Genomic DNA, 22816 nt, shown 5'->3' with positions numbered 1-22816 from the left:
CAGGAGGAATGCCGTCCAGACCTCTCATCGAACCGTGACCTTGCCGGCGAGGGCCGACGAGGGGGTGGCAGGGTGGGCCGCATGGGCGACGTGGTGGCTCGGAAGGTGACCGTGCACGGGATGGTGCAGGGCGTCGGCTACCGGTACCACGCCGTGCAGGAGGCGCACCGGCTCGGCGTCACCGGCTGGGTGAGCAACGAGGTCGACGGCACCGTCGCCGGCGTCTTCGAAGGTACGGCGGACGCCGTCGACGCGCTGGTCGCGTGGTGCCGCGAGGGCCCGGGCTACGCGCGCGTGGACCGGGTCGACGTGGAGCCGGCGTCGCCGTCGGGGGCGCGGTCGTTCTCCGTCCGCTGACGCGCGGCCCGCAGGTCGCGCACGGCGACGGCCAGCGCGAGCGCGATGACCACCAGCGCCGTACCGAGGGCCACGCGGAGCCCGGTGCCCGCGGAGCCGGTCGACGCGACGGTGACCTGGTAGACCGACATCGCGAGTGCGGTGCCGAGCGCCGAGCCGATCCGCTGTCCCGTCTGCAGCGCGCCGCCGGCGGCACCGCCCATCCGCGGCGGCACGTCGCCGAGGGTGAGCGTGAAGTTGGGCGACACCACGCCACCGCCGCCCAGTCCGGCGAGCAGCAGCGGCAGCGCCAGCAGCGGCCACAGCCCGTCGCCGCCGTGGCCCGGGACGAGCACGGTGACGGCGGTCAGGCCGGTCAGCACGAGGCACAGGGCGGTCACCGTCACCCGCCGGCCGACCTGTGAGACGTAGTGGCCGGCGACGGGCGCGGTGATCGCCGACCCGACCGCGAACGGGGTGATCATCAGACCCGCGGCGAGCGGCGAGAGGCCCAGCGACTCCTGCAGGTGCACCGACAGCACGAGGAACGTCCCGGTGAAGCCGGTGAAGTACAGCGTGCCGAGCAGGATCCCCCAGGCGTAGCCCGGCGCGACCGCGAGCAGCCCGACGTCCAGCAGGGGAGCGCGGCCACGGCCGACCGTCCGCCGCTCCCAGCGGACGAACAGCCAGAACGCCAGCGGCGCGGCAAGCAGCAGGAGCAGCACCCACGCCCCGTCGGACATGACCGCGACGAGCGGGAACAGCACGGCCAGCACGGCGGCGCCCAGGATCGCGGCGCCCACGACGTCGATGTCCGCGCGGTCGCGGGCCTGGCCGGGGACGGCGGGTTCCCGGCCGGGAACCATCCGGGCGACGAAGACCAGCGCCACCAGCCCGATCGGCACGTTGACCAGGAAGATCGCGCGCCACCCGTGCTCCTCGCCGAGCGCCGCGATGATCAGGCCGCCGAGCACCGGCCCGAGGGCGGCGGACACCGAGACGGTGAGGCCGAAGAAGCCGAACGCCCGCCCGCGCTCCGGGCCGCGGAACAGCTGCTGGATGAGGCCGGAGTTCTGCGGGGTGAGCAGGCCGGCGGCCGCGCCCTGGGCGAGCCGCGCGACCACGACCCAGGTCTCGTCGGGCGCCAGCCCCACCGCGGCCGAGGAGACGAGGAAGCCGACCAGCCCGATCAGCATCATCCTGCGCCGACCGAGCGCGTCGCCGAGCCGGCCGCCCGCGACGAGGGTCAGGCCGAAGGCGAGCGCGTAGCCGCTGACGACCCACTGCACCGCGGCCGTGGACGCCTGGAGCCCGGACCGGATCGAGGGCAGCGCGACGTTCACGATCGTCACGTCGAGCAGCGCCATGAAGCCGATCACCAGCGTGACGGCGAGGATCCGCCAGCGCCGCGGGTCCGGCGTGTAGGGCTGCTCGGCCTCGGCCGGCGGGTGCTCGGTCAGATCAGGCTCACCCCGTCGTGGTTGGCCATCCGGTCGGCGACGTACTTCAGGTCGGCGCGCCAGACATCTCCCGGCGGGGGCGGCAGCATCTCGTCCCACTCGACCGCGAACGAACCGAGGATGTGCGGGAAGCGGGCGTAGCGGGCGATGAACCAGACGTGGAGGTGGCTGCCGCCGTCGCCCCAGCGGTTCACGTGGACGCGGCCGATGTGCGGCAGGTTGGCCATGATCCGGTGCAGCCAGACCTGGATGCGTCCGTACTCCGCGGCCATGTCGTCGTCGAGGTCGGCGAGATCCATGTGCTCGCGAGAGTGCAGGAGCAGGATGAGCGGCATGCCGGTCGGCTCGTCGCGCGACGTCACGACCCATCGGTCGTTGCGCCAGATCGCGTGCGGCGGCTCGTCGGTCCGCTCGCACTGGCACGGCTTGTCGCCCTCGCCCCAGCGCGGCGGCTCGGCCTCCAGCGGCGGCCGAACCACCTTGGGCAGCCAGGTGCCATCCACGGGTTCCCACGGGAAGATGTCCCACTCCGTCACCGGCGGCATCGGGAGCCGGCCTTCCGGACCGACCTGCTCGACGACTTTGGCGTAGATCTCCTCCGGTGAGAGCGGCATGCGTCCACCCTCGCACGGTGCCCTCGCGTCTCCGCTCCGGGTCCTTAGACTCACTGGAGTGACGAACCTCGATCTCGGCATCCCGCCCGCGCCGTCGATAGACGGCGCCGAGCACGTCCACTCCGGCAAGGTGCGCGACCTGTACCGGCTCACCTCGGGGCCGTACGCCGGCAACCTGCTGATGGTCGCGAGCGACCGGATCAGCGCGTTCGACTTCGTGCTGGAGAGCACGATCCCCGACAAGGGCGCGGTGCTCACGCAGATGTCGCTGTGGTGGTTCGAGCAGCTCGCCGACCTCGTGCCGCACCACGTCGTGTCGACCGAGGTCCCCGACGACGTCGCGGGCCGCGCGGTGATCTGCGAGCCGTTGGCGATGTACCCGGTCGAGTGCGTGGCCCGCGGCTACCTCACCGGGTCCGGGCTGCTCGACTACGCCGCGACCGGCGAGGTCTGCGGCATCCCGCTGCCGGCCGGTCTCGAGGACGGCAGCCGGCTGCCGGAGCCGATCTTCACCCCGGCGACGAAGGCCGCGCTCGGCGACCACGACGAGAACGTGTCGTACGACGCCGTGGTCGGCGAGGTGGGTGCCGAGGTCGCGGAGCGGCTGCGCGCGCTGACCCTCGCCGTCTACGGCCGGGCCGAGGCGATCGCCCGCGAGCGCGGCATCATCCTGGCCGACACCAAGCTCGAGCTCGGCGCCCGCGACGACGGCACGATGGTGCTCGGCGACGAGGTGCTGACGCCGGACTCGTCGCGGTTCTGGCCGGCCGACGAGTGGCAGCCGGGCCGGCAGCAGCCGTCTTACGACAAGCAGATCGTGCGCAACTGGCTGCTCTCCGACGCGAGCGGCTGGGACAAGGCGTCGGGCGAGAAGCCGCCGCCGCTGCCGGACGAGGTGGTCGAGCGCACCCGCTCGCGCTACGTCGAGGCCTACGAGCTGCTCACCGGCCGGACGTTCTGACCTGTTCGGGTGGTCGAGCCCAGCCGGGGCAGCGGGTGACGCGCGTCACGGCCGGTGAGTAGGTTGACCGCATGTCGAACCTCGCCGCGCTCCTCGAAGACTCCGCCACCCGCTACCCCGACCGGGTGGCGATCGTGTTCCCGGGCCAGGCCGGCGACACCCGGCTCACCTACGCGCAGGTGAACGGCGCGGCGAACCAGGTCGCCAACCTCCTGGTCTCGCGCGGGATCCAGCCCGGCGACAAGGTCGCGCTGAGCTGCCCCAACCTGCCGTACTTCACGATCGTCTACTTCGGCATCCTCAAGGCCGGCGCGACCGTGGTGCCGCTCAACGTGCTGCTCAAGGGCCGCGAGGTCGCCTACCACCTGGCCGACTCCGACGCGAAGGCCTACTTCTGCTTCCAGGGCACGGCCGAGCTGCCGATCGGTGCCGAGGGCAAGGCCGGCTTCGACCAGACCGACACGTGCGAGCACTTCTTCGTGATCACCGCCGACCCGGCGGCCGAGTCGCCGATCGAGGGCGCCGAGACGATGGGCCGCGCGATGGCCCAGCAGCCGCCGACGTTCGACACCGTCGACACCGATGACGACGACACCGCGGTCATCCTCTACACGTCCGGCACCACCGGCCAGCCCAAGGGCGCAGAGCTGCGGCACCGCAACATGCGCGACAACGCGCTCGCGGGAGACGTGCTCTTCGGGGCCGACGCCGAGAAGCCCGACACCTACCTCTGCGTGCTGCCGCTGTTCCACTCCTTCGGCCAGACCGTCATCCAGAACGGCGCGTTCGCCTTCGGCGGCACCGTGGTGATGCTGCCGCGGTTCGAGGCCGGGCCGGCGCTGGCACTGATGGGCAAGGAGGAGGTCACCTTCTTCGCGGGCGTCCCGACGATGTACTGGGGACTGCTCGGCGCGCTCGCCGAGGCCGACGAGGGGTCGGTTGACGTCGACCGGCTCGCCCGCAACCTGCGCGTCGCCGCCGCGGGCGGCTCGGCCCTGCCGGTCGAGGTGCACAAGGACTTCGAGAAGAAGTTCGGCGTCACCATCCTCGAGGGCTACGGCCTGTCGGAGACGTCGCCGGTCGCGTCGTTCTCCCCGAACGGCCAGCCCGTCCGGGTGGGGTCGATCGGCGTGCCGATCCCCGGCGTCGAGATAAAGCTGATCCGGCCCGAGAGCTGGGACGAGATCGACTGGACGCCCGACGCGGTCGGCGAGATCGCGATCAAGGGCCACAACATCATGAAGGGCTACTACGGCCGGCCCGACGCCACCGACCAGGCGATCCAGGACGGCTGGTTCCGCTCCGGCGACCTCGGCCGCCGCGACGAGGACGGCTGGTACTACATCGTCGACCGGTCCAAGGACATGATCATCCGCGGCGGCTACAACGTGTACCCGCGCGAGGTCGAGGAGGTGCTGATGACGCACCCCGACGTCTCCCTCGCGGCCGTGGTCGGCGTGCCCCACGAGTCGCACGGCGAGGAGGTCAAGGCGTTCGTGATCCTCAACCCGGGCGCCACGACGACGGCCGAGGAGCTCGTCGCGTGGGGCAAGGAGGAGATGGCGGCGTACAAGTACCCCCGCGAGGTCGCCATCGTCGCCTCGCTGCCGATGACCGCCACCGGCAAGATCCTCAAGCGCGAGCTGGTCTGACCCGCGACCACCCGGCGGGCGCGGGCCGCCCGCCGCCGTAGACTCACCTCCGTCGATCCCGCCCCCCGAACCAGGAGTGCCCCCGTGGCCCGTGTCGTCGTCGACGTCATGCTCAAGCCGGAGATCCTCGACCCCCAGGGCAAGGCCGTGCACGGCGCGCTGCCCCGGCTCGGCTTCGAGGGGGTGAGCGGGGTCCGCCAGGGCAAGAGGTTCGAGCTCGAGCTCGAGGGCGAGCTGACCTCGGCCCGTCTCGCCGAGGTGCACGCCATCGCCGAGAAGCTGCTCTCCAACCCGGTGATCGAGGACTTCGCCGTGCACGTCGAGGAGCACGAGGGGTCCCCCGCGTGAAGGTCGGCGTCGTCACCTTCCCCGGCTCGCTCGACGACGTCGACGCCCGCCGGGCCGTGACCGTCGCCGGCGGTGAGCCCGTGCCGCTGTGGCACGGCGACCACGACCTGCGCGGGGTGGACGCGGTCGTTCTCCCAGGCGGCTTCTCCTACGGCGACTACCTGCGCTGCGGCGCGATCTCCCGGTTCAGCCCGGTGATGACCGAGGTGGTCGCGGCCGCCGGGACCGGGCTGCCCGTGCTCGGTATCTGCAACGGTTTCCAGATCCTCTGCGAGTCGCACCTCCTGCCCGGCGCGCTGATCCGCAACGACCACCAGAAGTTCGTCTGTCGCGACCAGCGCCTGCGCATCGAGAACAACCGGACCGCCTGGACGTCGGCGTACGACGCGGACGCCGAGGTCACCGTCGTGCTCAAGAACGGCGAGGGGTCGTACGTCGCCGACGAGGACACCCTCGACCGGCTCGAGGGCGAGGGCCGGGTCGTCGCGCGCTACCTCGACGTCAACCCCAACGGCTCGCTCCGCGACATCGCCGGCATCACCAACGAACGCGGCAACGTCGTCGGCCTGATGCCGCACCCCGAGCACGCCGTCGAGGACCTCACCGGCCCCGGCACCGACGGGCTCGGCTTCTTCACCTCAGTGCTGCGGTCGCTCGTGGGCTAGGTCCGCCGTGCCGGTCGACGCGCAGCAGGTCCGCGACCTGGCTCTGTCCCTGCCGCGCGCGACGCAGGCCTTCGTCCGCGACCGCGAGAAGTTCCGGGTCGGCCAGCTCGTCTTCCTGTCGTTCGCGATGGACGAGTCGATGATCGGCTTCGCGTTCCCGCGCGAGCTGCGCGAGGCCGCGGTCGAGGCCGAGCCGGAGAAGTTCCTGCTGCCGCGGCCGTCCGACCTGCGCTACCGGTGGATGGTCGCGCGGCTCGCCGCGCTCGACGTCGACGAGATGACCGAGCTGGTCACCGAGGCCTGGGCGATGTGCGTGCCGAAGTCGGTCGCGCGCGCCTACCTCGACGCCGCGACCGACTGACGCACCCGCCCCGCGACCACCGCGATCGCCTTCTCCAGCGGCCCCGACCGGCCCGCGAGCCGGAAGCCGGCGCCGATCACCGTCACGACCGCCACGTGCAGCCAGAACGTCTCGACGTCGTCGTCGGGCCAGAACGTCGGCGTCCGCAGGATCACGTGCAACGTGTAGAGGCTCAGCGTCATCGCGCCCGCACCGCACAGCACGGCCCACGCCGACGCCGCGACCCGGGTGACCAGCAGGCACAGCCCGATCACGACCAGCGCCGACCCCGCCGTGTGCACCAGGTCGAACGGGGTGGCCGTGTGCGGCGCACTGGTCACCAGCCACCACCCGTTGCCGGTCGGGGTGCTGCCGTAGAGACCGTGCTCCAGGCTGTCGCGCAGCCCGCCGGGCTGGTGCGGCACCTCGTCGAGGGTCCGGCGCAGCGCGCGCAGCCCGCCCGGGTCGTCCACCAGCCAGTCCGAGAGCAGCCGCGCCCCCAGCGCGGCGACTGCGCCGATCGCCACCAGGCGGGTCGCCGTACCGAGGCGGCGGAGGTCGGTGCGGCCGACGGCCATGCCGGCGAGCAGGTAGGCCAGCCAGGTGAAGGCCGGGTAGTAGCCGGTGAGGACCAGCTCGGCGAGCAGCCCGCCCGGGTGGTCGATCAGCCCGGCGAGGGCGGGGGAGTCGTACGTCGTCGGCGGCAGCTCCGGGCGTACGGCGTGCGACACGAGCGGCGCCGCCACCGCCCAGACGAGGGCGAGCAGCGCGAGCCCGCGGGCGCGGAGGCCGAGGAAGAGGGTGCCGAGCAGGAACAGCACGCCGTAGTAGCTCAGGATCACCGCGATCGTGGTGTCGAGGGAGCCGAGGAACAGCCCGATCGCGAACACGATCACGGCCCGGACGGCGAGCCCCGCCGCCGCGCCGGCGCGCGCCCGGCCGGTCAGCGGCGTGCGGCCGCCGGACATCAGCGCGGTGCTGACCCCGGCGAGCACGGCGAACAGCGCCGAGGCGCGCCCACCGGCGATCTGCTGGACGAGGGTGGCGCCGCCGTCGGGCGTGGTGGAGACGAGCGCGTGCGTCGCGATCATCCCGACGAGGGCGAGGTAGCGCGCGACGTCGATGCCGACGACGCGGCCGGGGGCGATCAGCGGCACCGGGTGGCGCCGCTCAGCCGAGCTTGACCCGGATGACCCGGTCGCCCGAGCCGTTGGAGGTGGTGATCCACAGGGAGCCGTCCGGCGCCGGCTCGACGGTGCGGATCCGGCCGAAGTCGCCGAGGAAGAAGCGCCGCTTCCGGCCCTTGTTCGCACCGGTCAGCGTGACCCGGAAGAGCGCCTGCCCGGCGAGCGCGCCGACCCAGCCGTGGTTGCCGACGACCGCGAGGCCGGACGGCGAGCACGTCGAGGTCGGCTGCCACGTGGTGATCGGGTCGCGGAACTTGCCGCTGCCGTCGCCGCCCTCGACGACGGGCCAGCCGTAGTTGCCGCCGCGGACGATCCGGTTGAGCTCGTCGCGGGTGGACTGGCCGAACTCGGTGGCGAAGAGCCGCCCGCGCGCGTCGAAGGACAGGCCCTGCACGTTGCGGTGGCCGAGCGTCCAGATCGGGCTCGAGCCGAACGGGTTCCCGGACGGCGTTCCGCCCGTGTCGGTGATCCGCAGGATCTTGCCGCCGAGGGACCGCTTGCTCTGGGCGTTGCTGGTGTCGCCCGCGTCGCCGGTCGAGACGTAGAGCAGCCCGTCGGGCCCGAACCGCAGCCGGCCGCCGTTGTGGTTGGAGGCCTTCGGGATCCCGGCGATGATCGTGCGCTGGTTGCTCAGCGCGCCGCCGGCGTACTGCATCCGCACGACGCGGTTGTCGGACCCGGTGGTGATGTAGGCGTAGAGCCACCGGTTGCTCGCGAAGTCCGGGTGCAGCTCCAGGCCGAGCAGGCCGCCCTCGCCGGACGCCACGACCCGCTTGACGTCGCCGACGGCCTTCTTGCCGCCGTTGCGCGAGACCTTCCAGATCGTGCCCTCGCGCTCGGCCAGCACCGCGTTGCCGTTGGGCAGGAACGCGAGCCCCCACGGGATGCTGAGCCCGGAGGCGACCACGCCCCGGGCCGTGGGGGCCGCCGTGGCCGTGCCCGGCAGCAGGGGGCCCGCGACGAGGCCGCCGGCGCCCACGGCGCCGGCCTTGAGGAGGGTGCGTCGATCGAGGTGCGCCATGGCGACAGCCTCACGTACCGGGCGACGGGGTTCAAGGACTCGCCCACCCGGTAGATTGAGCCGCGCCGCTGCCCGCCCTCTTCTCCACGGGAGCCACGAGTCCGGTGACCGACACCGCCCAGCCCACGCAGTCCCACCTCGACACCGTCGATGTCGCCACCAGCAACCCCGACCGCGAGCAGCCCTGGGCCGACCTCGGGCTCAAGTCGGACGAGTACGCCGAGATCCGCGAGATCCTCGGCCGCCGGCCGACCAGCTCCGAGCTGGCGATGTACTCCGTGATGTGGAGCGAGCACTGCTCCTACAAGTCCTCGAAGGTCCACCTCCGCCAGTTCGGCGAGAAGATGACCGACGAGATGCGCGCCCACCTGATGGTCGGCATCGGCGAGAACGCCGGCGTCGTGGACATCGGCGACGGGTACGCCGTCACCTTCAAGGTCGAGTCGCACAACCACCCGTCGTACGTCGAGCCCTACCAGGGCGCGGCCACCGGCGTCGGCGGCATCGTCCGCGACATCCTCGCGATGGGCGCCCGCCCGGTCGCGGTGATGGACCCGCTGCGCTTCGGCCCGCTCGACGCCCCCGACACCCACCGGGTGCTGCCCGGGATCGTCGCCGGCGTCGGCGGCTACGGCAACTGCCTCGGCCTGCCCAACATCGGCGGCGAGGCGGTCTTCGACCCGACCTACGCCGGCAACCCGCTGGTCAACGCCCTCTGCGTCGGCGTGATGCGCCACGAGCAGCTGCACCTCGCCAAGGCGTCAGGTGCCGGCAACCAGGTGATCCTGTACGGCGCCCGCACCGGCGGTGACGGCATCGGCGGCGTCTCGGTGCTGGCCTCCGAGACGTTCGACGAGACCGGCCCCGCCAAGCGGCCCAGCGTCCAGGTCGGCGACCCGTTCATGGAGAAGCTCCTGATCGAGTGCACGCTCGAGATCTTCGCCGAGGACCTCGTCGTCGGCATCCAGGACCTCGGCGGCGCCGGGCTCTCCTGCGCGACGTCCGAGCTGGCCAGCGCCGGCGACGGCGGCATGCACGTCTGGCTCGACCGGGTCCCGCTGCGCGACTCCTCACTCGCGCCCGAGGAGATCCTGATGAGCGAGTCGCAGGAGCGGATGATGGCGGTCGTCGAGCCCGCCAACGTCGAGCGGTTCCTGGCGATCTGCGAGAAGTGGGACGTCGACGCCACCGTCGTCGGCGAGGTCAACGACTCGGGACGGCTCACCATCGAGTGGCACGGCCAGACCGTCGTCGACGTGCCGCCCCGCTCGGTCGCCCACGACGGCCCGACGTACCAGCGTCCCTTCGCCCGCCCCGACGAGCAGGACACCCTCCAGGCCGACGTCGCCGAGACGCTCGACCGGCCGAAGACCGGCGACGAGCTCAAGGCCACACTGCTGCAGCTCGTCGGCAGCCCGAACCTCTGCGACAAGTCCTGGATCACCGACCAGTACGACCGCTACGTCCAGGGCAACACCGTCCTCGCCCAGCCGGAGGACTCCGGCATGGTGCGCGTCGACGAGTCGTCCAACCTCGGCGTCGCGGTGTCGACCGACTGCAACGGCCGGTTCGCGCGGCTCGACCCCTACACAGGCGCGCAGCTCGCGCTCGCGGAGTCGTTCCGCAACGTCGCCACCACCGGCGCGCGGCCGCTCGCGGTCAGCGACTGCCTCAACTTCGGCTCGCCCGAGGACCCAGCGGTGATGTGGCAGTTCGCCGAGGCCGCCCGCGGGCTCGCCGACGGCTGCCAGGCGCTCGGCATCCCGGTCACCGGCGGCAACGTCAGCCTCTACAACCAGACCGGCGAGACCGCGATCCTGCCGACCCCGGTCGTCGCGGTGCTCGGCGTGATCGACGACGTCACCCGCCGCACCCCGGCGGGCTTCGTCGCGCCGGGCCAGCAGATCTACCTGCTCGGCGCGACCCGCGAGGAGCTCTCCGGCTCGGAGTGGGCACACGTCGTGCACGGCCACCTCGGCGGACTCCCGCCGCGGGTCGACCTGGCCGCGGAGAAGGCGCTCGGCGACATCCTCGTCAACGCCTCGCGCGACGGGCTGATCGACGCCGCCCACGACGTCTCCGACGGCGGCCTCGCCCAGGCGCTCGTCGAGGCGTGCCTGCTCGGCGCCCGCAAGCAGGGCATCGGCGCGCGGGTCTGGCTGCCCGACGACCTCGAGCCCTTCGTCGCGCTGTTCAGCGAGTCGGCCGGTCGCGCGATCGTCGCCGTACCGCGGTCGGAGGAGGTGCGCTTCACCGACATGTGCACCGCCCGCGGCTTCGCCCACGCGCGGATCGGCGTGACCGACGGGGAGGGCGACGACGCCGTGCTCGACGTCCAGGACCAGTTCAGCGTCACGCTCGGCGAGCTGCGCGCCACCTGGTCCGCCACACTCCCCGCGGCCTTCGCCTGACTCTGATCAGAACGTCGACACGTTCAGCAGCGTCTCCTTGACGCCGTCCGGGTCGTCGGCGTTCGACCAGTCGGTGGTGCCGGCGGCCTGGAGCGCGGCCTTCACCTGGTCGGGCGACGCCGTCGGGTGCGTCGCGGCGTAGAGCGCGGCACCGCCGGCCACGTGCGGGCTGGCCATCGACGTACCGGAGATCGTGTTGTACGCCGCACCCTTCCAGGTCGAGAGGATGCAGACGCCGGGGGCGATGAGGTCGACGTCGGCGCCGTAGTTGGAGAACGCCGCGAACGTGTCGTCCTGGTCCGCGCGGCAGGTCGACGCGGCGCCGCCACCCGGCGTGCCGTTGAAGTCGGCGAGCGCGCTGACCGTGATGACCTCGTCGTACGCCGCGGGCACGTGGTTGGCCGCGTCGTCGCTCTCGTTGCCCGCCGCCACGACGTAGGTGACGCCCGCCGCGACGGAGCGGCAGATCGCCGCGTGCATGGCGTCGCCGTTGGTGGCGCCGCAGCTGCGGTCGTCGCTGCCCGCGCCGCCGAGGCTCATGTTGGCGATCTCGATCTCGTCGGCGTGCGCGGTGACGTAGTCGATGCCGCAGATGATCGCCGAGAACGTCCCGCTGCCCTGGGCGTTGAGCACCCGCACCGGCCAGATGCGCGCACCCGGGGCCATGCCGACCACGCCGTTGGCGTCGTCCAGCGCGCCGATCGTGCCGGCGACGTGGCTGCCGTGGCCGTTGCCGTCCTCGGCGGACTTGCCGGTCGAGCAGTTCTTGGCGCCCGCGGTGTAGACGTTGAGGTCCGGGTGGTCGAGGTCGACGCCGGTGTCGATGACGGCGACGTCGACGTCCACCCGCTCGTCGGCCCCGTCGACCCGGGCGGCCGGGCTGAGCTCGGCGTCGGCGCGGTTGATCCCGGTCGGGAGCGTCTGCGCGGTGGCGTGCACGACGCCGTCGCGCTGGACGTAGGCGACGCGGTCGTCCCGGGCCAGGTCCTTCGCGGCGCCGGCCGTCATCCGGGCCGAGTAGCCGGAGAGGGCGTTGCGGTAGAGGTGGGTGACGTCGGCGCCGTACCGGTCGGCCTGGGCGTCGGCGGCGCGAGCAGGGGCGACGCCGTCCCGGAGGACGACGATGTAGCCCGACACCCGGTCGACACCGCCGGTGGGCGGTGCCGCGACGGCGCTCAGGCTCGTGGTGGAGCCGATCGCCAGGCCAGCGACCGCGATGGCGGTCATGGTGAGTCTGCGCATGCGGGAGGACCTCACTGGAGAGAGCGGTCCGCCGGCGGCGGACCCGAGAGGCTCATGCAAGATCCGGACCGTTATGACCGTCAACGGATCGTTTTGTGCGTGTTTGTGCAGTGCAGAGACCTGAACCACCCCGATTCGTCCGCGAAACTGCGTCCGTCTCACGCGGAGCGGTTGCGGACGAATCGGGGTTGGGGTCAGAAGGTGCTGACGTTCAGCAGCTTCTCCTTGATGCCGTCCGGGTCGTCGGCGTTCGACCAGTCGGTCGTGCCGGCGGCCTGGAGCGCGGCCTTGATCTGGTCGGGCGTCGCGGTCGGGTGGGTCGCGGCGTAGAGCGCGGCGCCGCCGGCCACGTGCGGGCTGGCCATCGACGTCCCGGAGATGGTGTTGTAGCCGCCGTTCAGCCAGGTGCTGTTGATGCACACGCCCGGCGCGATGAGGTCGACGTCCGTGCCGTAGTTGGAGAACGACGCGAACGTGTCGTCCTCGTCCGCGCGGCACGTCGAGGGTGCGCCGCCACCCGGGAGGCCGTTGAAGTCGGCGAGGGCGCTGACCGTGATGACCTCGTCGTACGCCGCCGGGGTGGACTCGGCCGCGTCGGCGCTGTCGTTGCCCGCGGCGACGACGAACGTGACACCGGCGTCGGTCGCGGCGCAGATCGCCTCGTGCATGGCGTCGTCGTCCGTGCGGCCGCAGTTGCCGTCGTCGGAGCCGGCGCCGCCGAGGCTCATGTTGGCGACCTCGATCTCGTTGGCGTGGGCGGCGACGTAGTCGATGCCGCAGATGACGTCGGAGTTGAGGCCGGTGCCCAGGTCGGAGAGCACCTTCACCGGCCAGATCCGCGCACCCGGCGCGACGCCGACGACGCCGGTGCCGTTGTCCAGCGCGCCGATCGTTCCGGACACGTGGGTGCCGTGGCCGTGGCCGTCCTCGGGCGAGAGCGCCAGCGTCGAGCAGTTCTTCGCGCCGGCGCGGTAGATGTTCAGGTCGGGGTGGTCGAGGTCGGCGCCGGTGTCGATGACCGCGACGTCCACGTCCACGCGCTCGTCGACGCCGTTGATCCTGGCGGTCGGCGACAGGTCCGCGTCGGCGCGGTTGACGCCGGTCGGCGTCGTCTGGGCCGTCGCGCTGACCTTCGTGTCCTTCTGCACCGACTGCACGGTGGGCAGCGCGCGCAGAGCGGTGGCCGCGGCCGGCGTCATCGTGGCGCTGTAGCCCTCGAGCGCCGAGGTGTACACGTGCCCGACATCGAGGCCGAGCCGGTCCGCCTGCGCGGCCGCGACCGAGCGCGCGTCGGCGCCGTCGGCCAGGACCACGATGTAGGGGGCGGTGTCGCCCGAGGCGAGTGGTACGGCGGGCGCGGCCGCGGCGAGCCCCGATCCGAGGATCGAGCCCACGACGGCGGTGGAGGTTGCTGCTGCTGTGAACAGGAGGTTCCTGCGCATGGACGTCCTTGCTTCCGAGACGGAGCCGCCCGGAGGCCGGGCGACCTGACGGAGGGGCCCAACGAGCCACCCACCGCCGGGTCACGGCACGCGCACGTTCCGTTTTCGCCGGGCGATCAGCCCGGGCTAGCGGTTGCCCTTGCGCAGCTCGGCCCACATCGCGTCGGTGACGACGCCGGTGCTCGGCAGCCGGTTGTCGGCCTGGTACCTCCGGACGGCGGCGGTCGTGGTCGCCTCGTACACGCCGCTGACGGCGAGGCCGGCCCGGTCGGCGGCGTTGAGGGCGCGCTGCAGCCGGCGCACGGCGTGCCCGGTGGCGCCGTACTTCATCAGCGGGTGGTTGCCGCGGGCCAGGATCGAGGTCCACACCGCCTTCGACATCGAGCCGCGCGCGGGGAGGCCGATCTTGGTGCGGTACGCCGACGTGGCGGCCGCGGTGGCGGCGTCGTAGGTGCCGGTGATCTCGCCGGCGTACTTCTTCTTCTGCCGCAGCAGGCACTGCGCGGCGCGGACCTGGTCGCCGGTGGCGCCGACGCGCAGCGCGGAGTAGACGGGGTAGTCGACGGGGACACCGCCGCAGAACGTCTTGGCGGTGCGCGCCACCGAGCCGGTGCCGAGGTCGAGCCAGTTGGAGTCGATGTTGATCGTGACGCCGCCGTGGGTCTCGTTGTGACCGCCGCGGTACTGGTGGACGCGCTGGTGGTTCGACCAGCTCGTGTCACGCAGGTACGTCGTGCGCGACTCGTTGATCCTGTTGGGGGTGCCGCTCCAGCGCGCCACCCAGAGGTGGTCGGGCATCGCGAACGTGCCGGGGCGGAGCACCGCGGCGTCGTCGAGCATCTTGATGCCGGTGCCCGCGCTGGAGTAGTAGCCGGCGAGGTAGCCGAGCTCGTGCAGCCGCGTGACCCAGCCCGACACGAAGGTCAGGGCGGACTCGCGGCAGTCGGTGTTGCTGGCGGAGAAGTCGCCCTCGAGGTCGTAGAAGAGCGTGCTGCCGGGCACGATGCCCAGCGCGGTGGCGGTGGCGACGGCCTTGTCGGCCTCGGCGCGGCCCTGGGCCAGCGCGGCGGCGTACCCCCCGGCGGGCTTGGGGTCGATCCGGACCTGCTTCTGGTAGCGGTCGCGCGTGGTGCACGACGCCTGCGGCCCCAGCGTGATCGGGAGGAGGCGCCAGCCGTTGGCGAGCTGGGTGCTGACCCAGGTCGGGGTGAGGTTGGGTTGGTCGCGGCAGGCGCGGGAGTCGCCGGAGATGTAGATGCCGACGGCCCAGAACGGCGACGAGGTGAGCCACGCATTCATCGCGGACTGGGTGGGCGCGACGCACTGGTCGAAGCCGTAGCCGGTGAAGCTGCCCGGCGTGGCCGGGTTGCCGGTGCGCGCGGCCTTCGCGGCCTGCACTGCCGCACCGGCCGGGGCGGGGGCACCCGGCGCCGCGGTCGCGGGCACGGTCCCGAGCAGGCCGGCGAGGAGCACCAGGACGGCGGCGGCCACGACCCCTCCGGTCAGGCGTGTCGACGTGGTCGGCTGGCTGGCCATGGAGGCTCCCCGGGAGGTCTACGAGTGCGGCGGAGTCACTCTAGTCACAAAATCCTCAACCGTTACGCCGATTCCACAACAAATCAGTGAATTACAGCGGTGTCATTCACAAGGATTTGCGGTCAGCGGCGGCCCCGCTGGAGCGCGTCCCAGGTCTCGACGGAGAGCACGCCGGTGCCCGGGAGGCCCCGGCCGCGCTGGTAGGACGTCACCTCGCGCTGGGTCGTCCGGTCGAAGTAGCCGGTCACGTCGATCCGTGAGCCCTCGGCGGCGTTCAGCGCACGCTGGAGGCGGCGGACCGAGCCGGCGCGCGAGCCGTACTTCAGCACCGGGTCGGAGCCCTTGGCGAGCAGCGCGATCCAGGTCTTCTTGGTCGCCTTGCCGCTCACGGCCAGGGTGTCGGAGCGCTTCTGGAAGCGCTTGACCGCCTTGACGGTGCCCGGGTGGAACTTCCCGTGCACCCGGCCGTGGTAGGCGTTCGCCTTCCGCAGGAAGCACTGCAGCGCCTTGACCTTCTCGCCACGGTCTCCGCGGTGCAGCGCCGGGTAGCGGCGCAGGTCGATCGTCGTGCCGCACTTGCGGCCGCTGCCGATCGGCTGCGCGCCCTTGCCGAAGTCGAGGTAGTTGCTGTCGATGCTCACCGGGACGCCGCCGTACGTCTCGGTGTGGGTGCCGCAGAACTGCCGGAGGCGGTTGCCCGGCCACGCGTCGGCGGCGACGTACTCCGAGGACGTCGTGCCCCACTGCAGCTTGCAGTCGGTGCGGCTGACGTAGTGCGCGATCCAGATCTGGTCGGGCAGGACCCACGGGTCGGTGGTGTCGACGCGGGCCTTGTCGAGCATCGCGATGCCGGACGCGGCGCTGGAGTAGAAGCCGCTCTTGTAGCCGAGCTGGTGCAGCCGCTCGGTCCAGCCGGTGACGAGCGCCAGCGCCGAGTCGCGGCAGGCGGCGTCGTCGGTGTTGAACGCCTCGAGGTCGTACCAGAGCGTGCTGCCCGAGCCGATCCCCAGGCCGGAGGCCGAGGCGACGGCCTGGTCGGCCTCCGCGACGCCCTGCGCCCGGGCGGTGGCGTAGCCGTCGGCCGGGTTGGGGTCGATCCGCTGCCAGTCGCGCTCGGGGTGGCCGCACGAGGCCTGCAGCCCGACGTGGATCGGCAGCAGCTTCCAGCCGCGCGACGCCTGCGTCGCGACCCAGGTCGGGGTGAGCTCGGGCTGCACCTCGTCGAACCGGTTGACGCCGGAGGTGTAGATGCCGACCCCGGTGTACGGCGAGCTCAGCCACCAGGCGTCCATCGTCGCCTGGGCCGGCGCGGTCCAGGTGTCGAAGGCGTAGCCGGCGAAGTTGTCGGGCGACGCCTTCGCCGCAGCGTCCGCGGGCCGCAGCAGCGAGCCCGTGGCGACGGTGCCGGCGAGCGCGACGGCGAGGGCGGTCAGGGTGGTGGTGAGTCGGCGCACGGTGTCTCCCCCGAGAGGTGCTGGTGGGCTGGTGGAGCCGTCACCCTAGCCTGGACCCGTGCCCGTCCGTCTCCGTCCGGCCGACCCCGCCGAGGCGGCCGCCGCCACCGCGCGGTTCCGCGCCGGCGGACGCGAACCTGCGGACCTGCGCCTGCTCACGAAGCACACGCTCGCGCTGCTGGTCGCCGAGGCGCCCGGCGGCGCGGTCGAGATCCGGGTGCCGCCGTACGCCGCGGCGCAGGCGATCCCCGGCACCCGGCACACGCGCGGCACGCCGCCGGCCGTGGTCGAGACGGACGCGGAGACCTGGATCGGGCTGGCGCTCGGCGACCTGTCCTGGGCGGACGCGGTCGGGGCCGGGCGGATCGTCGCGAGCGGCGAGCGCAGCGACCTCAGTGCCTACGTCCCGGTCGGCCGTGGGAGAGGTTCCGCCACGTCCGAGGTCCCGCCACCGCGGTGACGTTCAGGCCGGTACGGCGCTGGTAGCGCTGCACGGCCGCCGACGTCGCCGGCCCGAAGTGGCCGTGCACCGCGACCGACCCGGGCAGCGCCGCGGTGAGGCTGCGCTGCAGGCGGCGGACCGCCGGCCCCTCGGAGCCGCGCTTGAGCACCGGGCGCGGACCGCGGGCGAGCAGGGCGACCCAGGTCCGGGTGCCGATCCGGCCGGTGCGCGGCAGGTGGGCGTGCCGCTGGACCTTCCGGACGGCCGCCTTCATCCGCCGGTCGTAGGCGCCGGCGCCCTTCACGTGCAGCAGGCAGCGCGCCACGTGCACGAGCTCGCCCCGGTGGCCGCGACGCAGGTCCCGGTAGTGCCGGCGGTCGGCGACCCGCCCGCAGGCGGCCGGCAGCCGGCGCAGCGCGGGGGAGGAGCCCAGGTCGACGTAGTTGCGGTCGATGCTGATCCGGACGCCGCCGTACGACGCCCGGTCGTTCAGCGAGAACTGGTGCACGCGCCGGTGGGTCTTCCAGCGCGGCGCGCGCACCCAGTCGCGGCCGAGCCAGGAGTCGCGCCGGCGGTTGGCCCAGGCGAACCAGACCGCGTCGGGGTGCGCGTAGTGCCGCGCGCCGCGCACCCGGCCGAGCGCCTTGATGCCCGCGCTGACGCTGGAGTAGACGCCGGACCGGTACCCGTGCCGGTGCAGGGTGCGGGTCCACGCCGCGAGGAAGCGCAGCGCGGTGCGGGTGCAGTGCCGGCGGTGGGTGGGGAACCACTCGAGGTCGTACCAGAGCACGGTGCCGGCCGGGAGGCCGAGCCGGCGGGCCGCGGCCCGGGCCCCGCGCGCGGCTTGGGCGCCCTGGTGCTCGGCGGCCCGCGGGCGGGTCGAGATGCGCGCGCCGTACCGCGAGCAGGAGGCCTGCGGCCCCACCCACAGCGGCAGCATCCGCCAGCCGCGGCGGGTCTGCCGGCTGACCCAGTGCCGGGTGAGGTGCTTCTGCGGGCAGGCCCGGAGCCGGCCGCCGATGTAGATGCCGACGCCGAGGAACGGCGAGCTCACCCGCCAGCGGTCCATCTGGCGCGACGACGGCGCCCGGCACGCGTCGAAGGCGTAGCCGGACCAGCCCTGCGCGGCCTGTGGCCGCTTCGGGGCGCGGGCGCGGGAGGCCGTCGCCTTCCGCGCGATCGCGCGGTCGGCGTGCACGGCGGGTGCGGTCGGCGCGCTGCGTGGGGTCCACTCGACGGCCTGAGCCGGCAGGGCGGTCACGGCGAGCAGCAGGACGAGTGCAGGCAGGAGCGGGCGGAGCCAGGTGTGCATGGCGCGTGGTGTTTCTCGTGGGCGACGGGTCGAGCCCCAAAACGGTAGGTCGGCCCACGTGCTCCCCGCGGCGTTTTTACCGAGGTCGACCGGTTACGGTGACGCGCATGACGTCGTCCCCCGACCAGATCCGCGCCCGCGTGCGCGAGGTGATGCCCTCCGTCCGCGCCGACCTGGAGGCGCTCGTGCGCATCCCGTCGGTCAGCGCCGACCCCGCCCGCGCCGACGACGTACGGCGGTCGGCGGAGGCCACGGCCGAGCTGTTCCGCGGTGAGGGCTTCGACGACGTGCAGATCCTGACCGCGGCCGGCGGCGCTCCGGCCGTCGTGGCGCGCAAGCCCGCTCCCGAGGGCGCGCCGACCGTGCTGCTCTACGCCCACCACGACGTGCAGCCCGTCGGCGACCCGGCCGACTGGGACAGCGAGCCGTTCGAGCCGACCGAGCGGGGCGACCGGCTCTACGGCCGCGGCGCCGCCGACGACAAGGCCGGCATCGCGGCCCACCTCGCGGCGATCCGGACGTTCGGCGACGACCTACCCGTGGGGGTCACCGTCCTGGTCGAGGGCGAGGAGGAGGTCGGGTCCCCGACCCTGGAGGCGTTCCTCACCGAGCACCAGCACCTGCTCGCCGCCGACGTCATCGTCATCGCCGACTCCGGCAACTGGGACATCGGCGAGCCCGCCCTGACCACCAGCCTGCGCGGCCTGGTCGACTGCTTCGTCGAGGTCCGCACGCTGACCCACGGCGTGCACTCCGGCATGTGGGGCGGCGCGGTGCCCGACGCGGTCACCGCGATGGTCCGGCTGCTCGCGACCCTGCACGACGACAACGGCGACGTCGCCGTCGAGGGCCTGGTCCACGGCAAGGCGGCGGACGTCGAGTACCCCCTCGACCGGGTCCGCGCCGAGGCCGGCATGGTCGACGGCCTCGAGCTGATCGGCACCGGCTCGGTCGTCGACCGGATCTGGACCAAGCCGGCCATCGCCACGATCGGCCTCGACGTGACCCGCACCGCCGACGCCAGCAACACCCTGATCCCGTCCGTGAAGGCCAAGCTCTCCGTCCGGCTCGCCCCGGGCGACGACTCCAAGCGGGCGATGCGGGCGGTCGAGGACCACCTGCGCACGCACGTGCCGTGGGGCGCCCAGCTCACGTTCACGCCCGGTGAGCTCGGTGAGCCGACCCAGATCGACGCCACCGGTCCGGCGTACGACGCCGCGCGCGCGGCGTTCAAGGACGCCTGGGGCGGCGTGGAGCCGATCGACATGGGGGTCGGCGGGTCGATCCCGTTCATCGCGGCGTTCCGCGAGGCCTTCCCGCAGGCGTCCGTGCTGGTGACCGGTGTCGAGGATCCGGACACCCGCGCGCACGGCGCCAACGAGGGCCTGCACCTCGCGGAGTTCGAGAAGGTCTGCGTCGCCGAGGCGCTGCTCCTGCACAACCTCGCGCAGGGCTGAGCAGAGGGCCGCGGGCTGGGCGTCGGTTCGGTCTCACGCCGCCCGGCCCTTACCATGACTCGTGTGCCTAGTGGACGCCGCGGAGACGGCCGCCTGACCCACGAGCTCGACCCCCACGACACCGGACCCCAGGACGCCTGCGGCGTCTTCGGCGTGTGGGCGCCGGGCGAGGACGTCGCGAAGCTCAGCTACTACGGCCTGTACGCCCTCCAGCACCGCGGCCAGGAGTCCGCGGGCATCGCGGTCAGCAACGGCCGGCAGATCCTCGTCTACAAGGACATGGGCCTGGTCTCGCAGGTGTTCGACGAGACCACGCTCGCCTCGCTGCAGGGGCACGTCGCGGTCGGCCACTGCCGCTACTCGACGACTGGCGCGAGCACCTGGCACAACGCGCAGCCGACGTTCCGCCCGACCGAGACCGGCTCGATCGCGCTGGCCCACAACGGCAACCTGACCAACACCCACGAGCTCGCCGAGAAGGTCGCCGACCTCGGCGCCAACGGCGGGCTCGACCTCTCCGCGCGCAGCGTCCCGGCCGCCACCAACGACACCAGCCTGGTCACCGCCCTGCTCGCCTGGCACCCCGACAGGAGCCTCGAGGAGAACGCCGCCGAGCTGCTCCCGACGATCAAGGGCGCCTTCTCGTTCGTCTGGATGGACGAGCACACGCTGTACGCCGCCCGCGACCCGCAGGGCATCCGGCCGCTCGTGCTCGGCCGCCTCGAGCGCGGCTGGGTGATCGCCTCCGAGACCGCCGCGCTCGACATCGTCGGCGCGTCCTTCATCCGCGAGGTCGAGCCCGGCGAGATGGTCGCCGTCGACGAGGACGGCCTGCGGAGCCGGCACTTCGCGAAGGCCGAGCCGAAGCACTGCCTGTTCGAGTTCGTCTACCTCGCCCGCCCCGACACGCTGATGAACAACCAGCGCATGCACTCCGTGCGCGTCGAGATCGGCCGCCGCCTCGCCCGCGAGTTCCCCGCCGACGCCGACCTGGTGATGCCGGTGCCGGAGTCGGGCACCCCGGCGGCGATCGGGTACGCCGAGGAGAGCGGCATCCCCTACGGCACCGGGCTGGTCAAGAACTCCTACGTCGGCCGCACCTTCATCCAGCCGTCGCAGACCATCCGCCAGCTCGGCATCCGGCTGAAGCTCAACCCGCTGCGCGACGTCATCGAGGGCAAGCGGCTCGTCGTGGTCGACGACTCGATCGTCCGCGGCAACACCCAGCGCGCGCTGGTCCGGATGCTCCGCGAGGCCGGCGCCCGCGAGGTGCACGTGCGGATCTCCTCCCCGCCGGTGAAGTGGCCGTGCTTCTACGGCATCGACTTCCCGACGCGGGCCGAGCTGATCGCCAACGGCCTGTCCTCTGACGAGATCGGCCGCTCGATCGGCGCCGACTCCCTCGCGTACATCTCGCTCGAGCAGCTCATCGAGGCGACCAACGTCCCCCAGCCGCAGCTGTGCCGGGCCTGCTTCGACGGCGTCTACCCCGTCGAGCTGCCCGACCCCGAGCGGCTCGGCAAGCACCTCCTCGAGCTCGACCCGGTGCTCCCGCTCGACGGCATGGACGACGCCCGCGGCCTGTCGCTCACCCCGGGCGGCGGCGCCGGTGACGCCCTCGACCGGCCCTGACCGCCGTACCGCCGCGCGAACGACCCGAGAGGACCGACGATGACCGACCAGCCTGCGCAGCCGACGGGCGCGACCTACGAGGCGGCGGGCGTCGACATCGACGCCGGTGACAAGGCCGTCGAGCTGATGAAGGTGTGGATCGACAAGGCCAAGCGGCCCGAGATGGTCGGCGGGATCGGCGGCTTCGCCGGGCTCTTCGACGCCACCGCGCTGAAGCGCTACGACCACCCGCTCCTCGCCACGTCCGCCGACGGCGTCGGCACCAAGGTCGCGATCGCGCAGGCCATGGACGTGCACCACACGATCGGCTTCGACCTCGTCGGGATGCTCGTCGACGACCTGGTCGTGTGCGGCGCCGAGCCGCTGTTCCTCACCGACTACATCGCCACCGGCCGGGTCGTCCCCGAGCGGATCGCCGCCATCGTGCAGGGCATCGCCGAGGCCTGCGTCGCCGCCGGCTGCGCGCTGATCGGCGGGGAGACCGCGGAGCACCCCGGGCTGCTCGGCCCCGACGAGTACGACGTCGCCGGCTCCACCACCGGCGTCGTCGAGGCCGCGGACCTGCTCGGCCCCGGCCGGGTCGAGGCCGGCGACGTCGTCATCGCGATGGCGGCGAGCGGCCTGCACTCCAACGGCTACTCCCTCGTGCGGCACGTCCTGCTGTCCGGGAACGTCGGCCCGGCCTGGTCGCTCGACCGGCACGTCGACGAGCTCGGCCGCACCCTCGGCGAGGAGCTGCTCGAGCCCACCCGCATCTACGCCAAGGCCTGCCTCGACCTCGCCCGTCAGACCGCCACGCACGCGATGTCGCACGTCACCGGGGGCGGGCTCGCGGCCAACCTGGAGCGGGTCCTGCCCGACGACAAGGTCGTCATCCTGGACCGGACCACCTGGACGCCCCCGCCGGTCTTCGACCTGGTCCGCACGGTCGGCTCCGTCGAGCAGGCCGCCCTGGAGAAGACGCTCAACTGCGGCGTCGGCATGGTCGCGCTCACCTCGCCCGACGACGCCGACCGTGCGGTCGCGGTGCTCGACGGCCACGGGATCGACGCCTGGGTGTGCGGCGAGGTGGCCGAGGCCGACGATTCGTCGGACGCCCCCGCCGGCGGGTCGGTGACGCTCGTCGGGCAGCACCCGGGCTGGTAAGGGGCAGAGCCCCCCGGGTCTCGTCACGCGTCGACCGTTCGCGGGCGGCGAAAATCACGCGAGATTCCCGAGCCGGATGTGCGGGAAGGTTGCCCGGGCGGGTACCGTTATGGCCACGAGAAACCATCAGGACAGACCGGACGCGCGTCCGCTCCTGG

At 72.9% G+C, this 22816-nt stretch carries 20 protein-coding genes; 11 read left to right on the top strand and 9 right to left on the bottom strand.

Annotation, left to right across the window (positions count from 1 at the left end):
* Nucleotides 1–81: 81 nt before the first annotated feature.
* A complete protein-coding gene (locus tag ETU37_RS15955; protein WP_129988337.1) occupies nt 82–357 on the top strand; it encodes an acylphosphatase in 276 nt (91 codons plus the stop codon).
* Here the strand turns inward: ETU37_RS15955 and ETU37_RS15950 are convergent.
* Together ETU37_RS15950 and ETU37_RS23680 are read right to left on the bottom strand one after the other, a co-directional pair.
* Nucleotides 285–1715, bottom strand: coding sequence for an MFS transporter (locus ETU37_RS15950; RefSeq protein ID WP_240755771.1), 1431 nt, complete (start codon nt 1713–1715; stop codon nt 285–287). The genes ETU37_RS15955 and ETU37_RS15950 overlap by 73 nt on opposite strands.
* Nucleotides 1716–1792: 77 nt before the next feature.
* A complete protein-coding gene (locus ETU37_RS23680; RefSeq protein ID WP_240755770.1) occupies nt 1793–2410 on the bottom strand; it encodes a hypothetical protein in 618 nt (205 codons plus the stop codon).
* 58 nt (nt 2411–2468) lie between these two features.
* On the opposite strand from ETU37_RS23680, the gene ETU37_RS15945 reads away from it, so the two are divergent.
* The 5 genes from ETU37_RS15945 to ETU37_RS15925 all read left to right on the top strand — a co-directional run bounded on the left by ETU37_RS15945 (nt 2469) and on the right by ETU37_RS15925 (nt 6397).
* A complete protein-coding gene (locus tag ETU37_RS15945; protein WP_240755769.1) occupies nt 2469–3371 on the top strand; it encodes a phosphoribosylaminoimidazolesuccinocarboxamide synthase in 903 nt (300 codons plus the stop codon).
* Nucleotides 3372–3442: 71 nt separating this feature from the next.
* The gene (locus tag ETU37_RS15940; RefSeq protein WP_129988334.1) at nt 3443–5023 is read left to right on the top strand and encodes a long-chain-fatty-acid--CoA ligase; all 1581 of its coding nucleotides are present in this window, start codon (nt 3443–3445) and stop codon (nt 5021–5023) included.
* A gap of 84 nt (nt 5024–5107) precedes the next feature.
* Nucleotides 5108–5371: a phosphoribosylformylglycinamidine synthase subunit PurS gene (gene purS, locus ETU37_RS15935; protein ID WP_129988333.1), complete on the top strand. Its 264-nt coding sequence runs from the start codon at nt 5108–5110 to the stop codon at nt 5369–5371.
* Entirely contained in the window at nt 5368–6036 is a 669-nt protein-coding gene (purQ, locus tag ETU37_RS15930; protein WP_129988332.1) for a phosphoribosylformylglycinamidine synthase subunit PurQ, read from the top strand. The genes purS and purQ overlap by 4 nt, the downstream gene beginning before the upstream one ends.
* 7 nt (nt 6037–6043) lie before the next feature.
* Entirely contained in the window at nt 6044–6397 is a 354-nt protein-coding gene (locus tag ETU37_RS15925) for an MmcQ/YjbR family DNA-binding protein (RefSeq protein WP_129988331.1), read from the top strand.
* Here ETU37_RS15925 and ETU37_RS15920 read toward each other — a convergent pair.
* Both ETU37_RS15920 and ETU37_RS15915 read right to left on the bottom strand, forming a co-directional pair.
* On the bottom strand, nt 6373–7533 hold the full coding sequence (locus tag ETU37_RS15920; protein WP_129988330.1) for a heparan-alpha-glucosaminide N-acetyltransferase domain-containing protein: 1161 nt from the start codon (nt 7531–7533) through the stop codon (nt 6373–6375). The two genes, ETU37_RS15925 and ETU37_RS15920, sit on opposite strands and share 25 nt — an antisense overlap.
* Before the next feature lie 13 nt (nt 7534–7546).
* Nucleotides 7547–8584 carry a PQQ-dependent sugar dehydrogenase gene (locus tag ETU37_RS15915; RefSeq protein WP_129988329.1) on the bottom strand — a complete coding sequence of 346 codons (1038 nt, stop codon included), beginning with the start codon at nt 8582–8584 and terminating at the stop codon, nt 7547–7549.
* Nucleotides 8585–8688: 104 nt separating this feature from the next.
* On the opposite strand from ETU37_RS15915, the gene purL reads away from it, so the two are divergent.
* Nucleotides 8689–10995 (top strand): phosphoribosylformylglycinamidine synthase subunit PurL, encoded by a 2307-nt coding sequence (gene purL / locus ETU37_RS15910; RefSeq protein ID WP_129988328.1) that lies wholly within the window; start codon nt 8689–8691, stop codon nt 10993–10995.
* Between the two features lie 6 nt (nt 10996–11001).
* Here purL and ETU37_RS15905 read toward each other — a convergent pair whose 3' ends face one another.
* The 4 genes from ETU37_RS15905 to ETU37_RS15890 all read right to left on the bottom strand — a co-directional run bounded on the left by ETU37_RS15905 (nt 11002) and on the right by ETU37_RS15890 (nt 16669).
* Nucleotides 11002–12237, bottom strand: a complete 1236-nt coding sequence (locus ETU37_RS15905) for a S8 family serine peptidase (RefSeq protein WP_129988327.1) — start codon at nt 12235–12237, stop codon at nt 11002–11004.
* Nucleotides 12238–12431: 194 nt separating this feature from the next.
* A complete protein-coding gene (locus ETU37_RS15900) occupies nt 12432–13679 on the bottom strand; it encodes a S8 family peptidase (RefSeq protein WP_129988326.1) in 1248 nt (415 codons plus the stop codon).
* 126 nt (nt 13680–13805) lie between these two features.
* Complete coding sequence (locus ETU37_RS15895; protein WP_129988325.1) at nt 13806–15215, bottom strand: glycoside hydrolase domain-containing protein; 1410 nt, start codon at nt 15213–15215, stop codon at nt 13806–13808.
* A 122-nt stretch (nt 15216–15337) separates the two neighbouring features.
* Nucleotides 15338–16669 carry a glycoside hydrolase domain-containing protein gene (locus tag ETU37_RS15890; protein WP_129988324.1) on the bottom strand — a complete coding sequence of 444 codons (1332 nt, stop codon included), beginning with the start codon at nt 16667–16669 and terminating at the stop codon, nt 15338–15340.
* A 58-nt stretch (nt 16670–16727) separates the two neighbouring features.
* Here ETU37_RS15890 and ETU37_RS15885 point away from each other — a divergent pair, with 58 nt between their 5' ends.
* The gene (locus ETU37_RS15885; protein WP_129988323.1) at nt 16728–17129 is read left to right on the top strand and encodes a sterol carrier family protein; all 402 of its coding nucleotides are present in this window, start codon (nt 16728–16730) and stop codon (nt 17127–17129) included.
* On the opposite strand, the gene ETU37_RS15880 is transcribed toward ETU37_RS15885, so the two are convergent.
* Nucleotides 17062–18423 carry a glycoside hydrolase domain-containing protein gene (locus tag ETU37_RS15880; protein ID WP_129988322.1) on the bottom strand — a complete coding sequence of 454 codons (1362 nt, stop codon included), beginning with the start codon at nt 18421–18423 and terminating at the stop codon, nt 17062–17064. The two genes, ETU37_RS15885 and ETU37_RS15880, sit on opposite strands and share 68 nt — an antisense overlap.
* A 107-nt stretch (nt 18424–18530) precedes the next feature.
* Here ETU37_RS15880 and ETU37_RS15875 point away from each other — a divergent pair, with 107 nt between their 5' ends.
* From ETU37_RS15875 to purM, 3 genes are read left to right on the top strand one after another with little or no spacing between them, the layout of a single operon-like run.
* Nucleotides 18531–19880, top strand: a complete 1350-nt coding sequence (locus tag ETU37_RS15875) for a dipeptidase (protein ID WP_129988321.1) — start codon at nt 18531–18533, stop codon at nt 19878–19880.
* 54 nt (nt 19881–19934) lie between these two features.
* Nucleotides 19935–21512 (top strand): amidophosphoribosyltransferase, encoded by a 1578-nt coding sequence (gene purF, locus ETU37_RS15870; RefSeq protein WP_129988320.1) that lies wholly within the window; start codon nt 19935–19937, stop codon nt 21510–21512.
* A gap of 39 nt (nt 21513–21551) precedes the next feature.
* On the top strand, nt 21552–22658 hold the full coding sequence (gene purM, locus ETU37_RS15865; RefSeq protein ID WP_129988319.1) for a phosphoribosylformylglycinamidine cyclo-ligase: 1107 nt from the start codon (nt 21552–21554) through the stop codon (nt 22656–22658).
* The last annotated feature ends 158 nt before the right edge of the window (nt 22659–22816 follow it).

Source organism: Nocardioides iriomotensis (genome assembly GCF_004168035.1).
GTDB lineage: Bacteria > Actinomycetota > Actinomycetes > Propionibacteriales > Nocardioidaceae > Nocardioides_B > Nocardioides_B iriomotensis.
The sequence above is the reverse complement of the archived record's forward strand: the minus strand, read 5'-3'. Positions and strand labels throughout refer to the sequence as shown.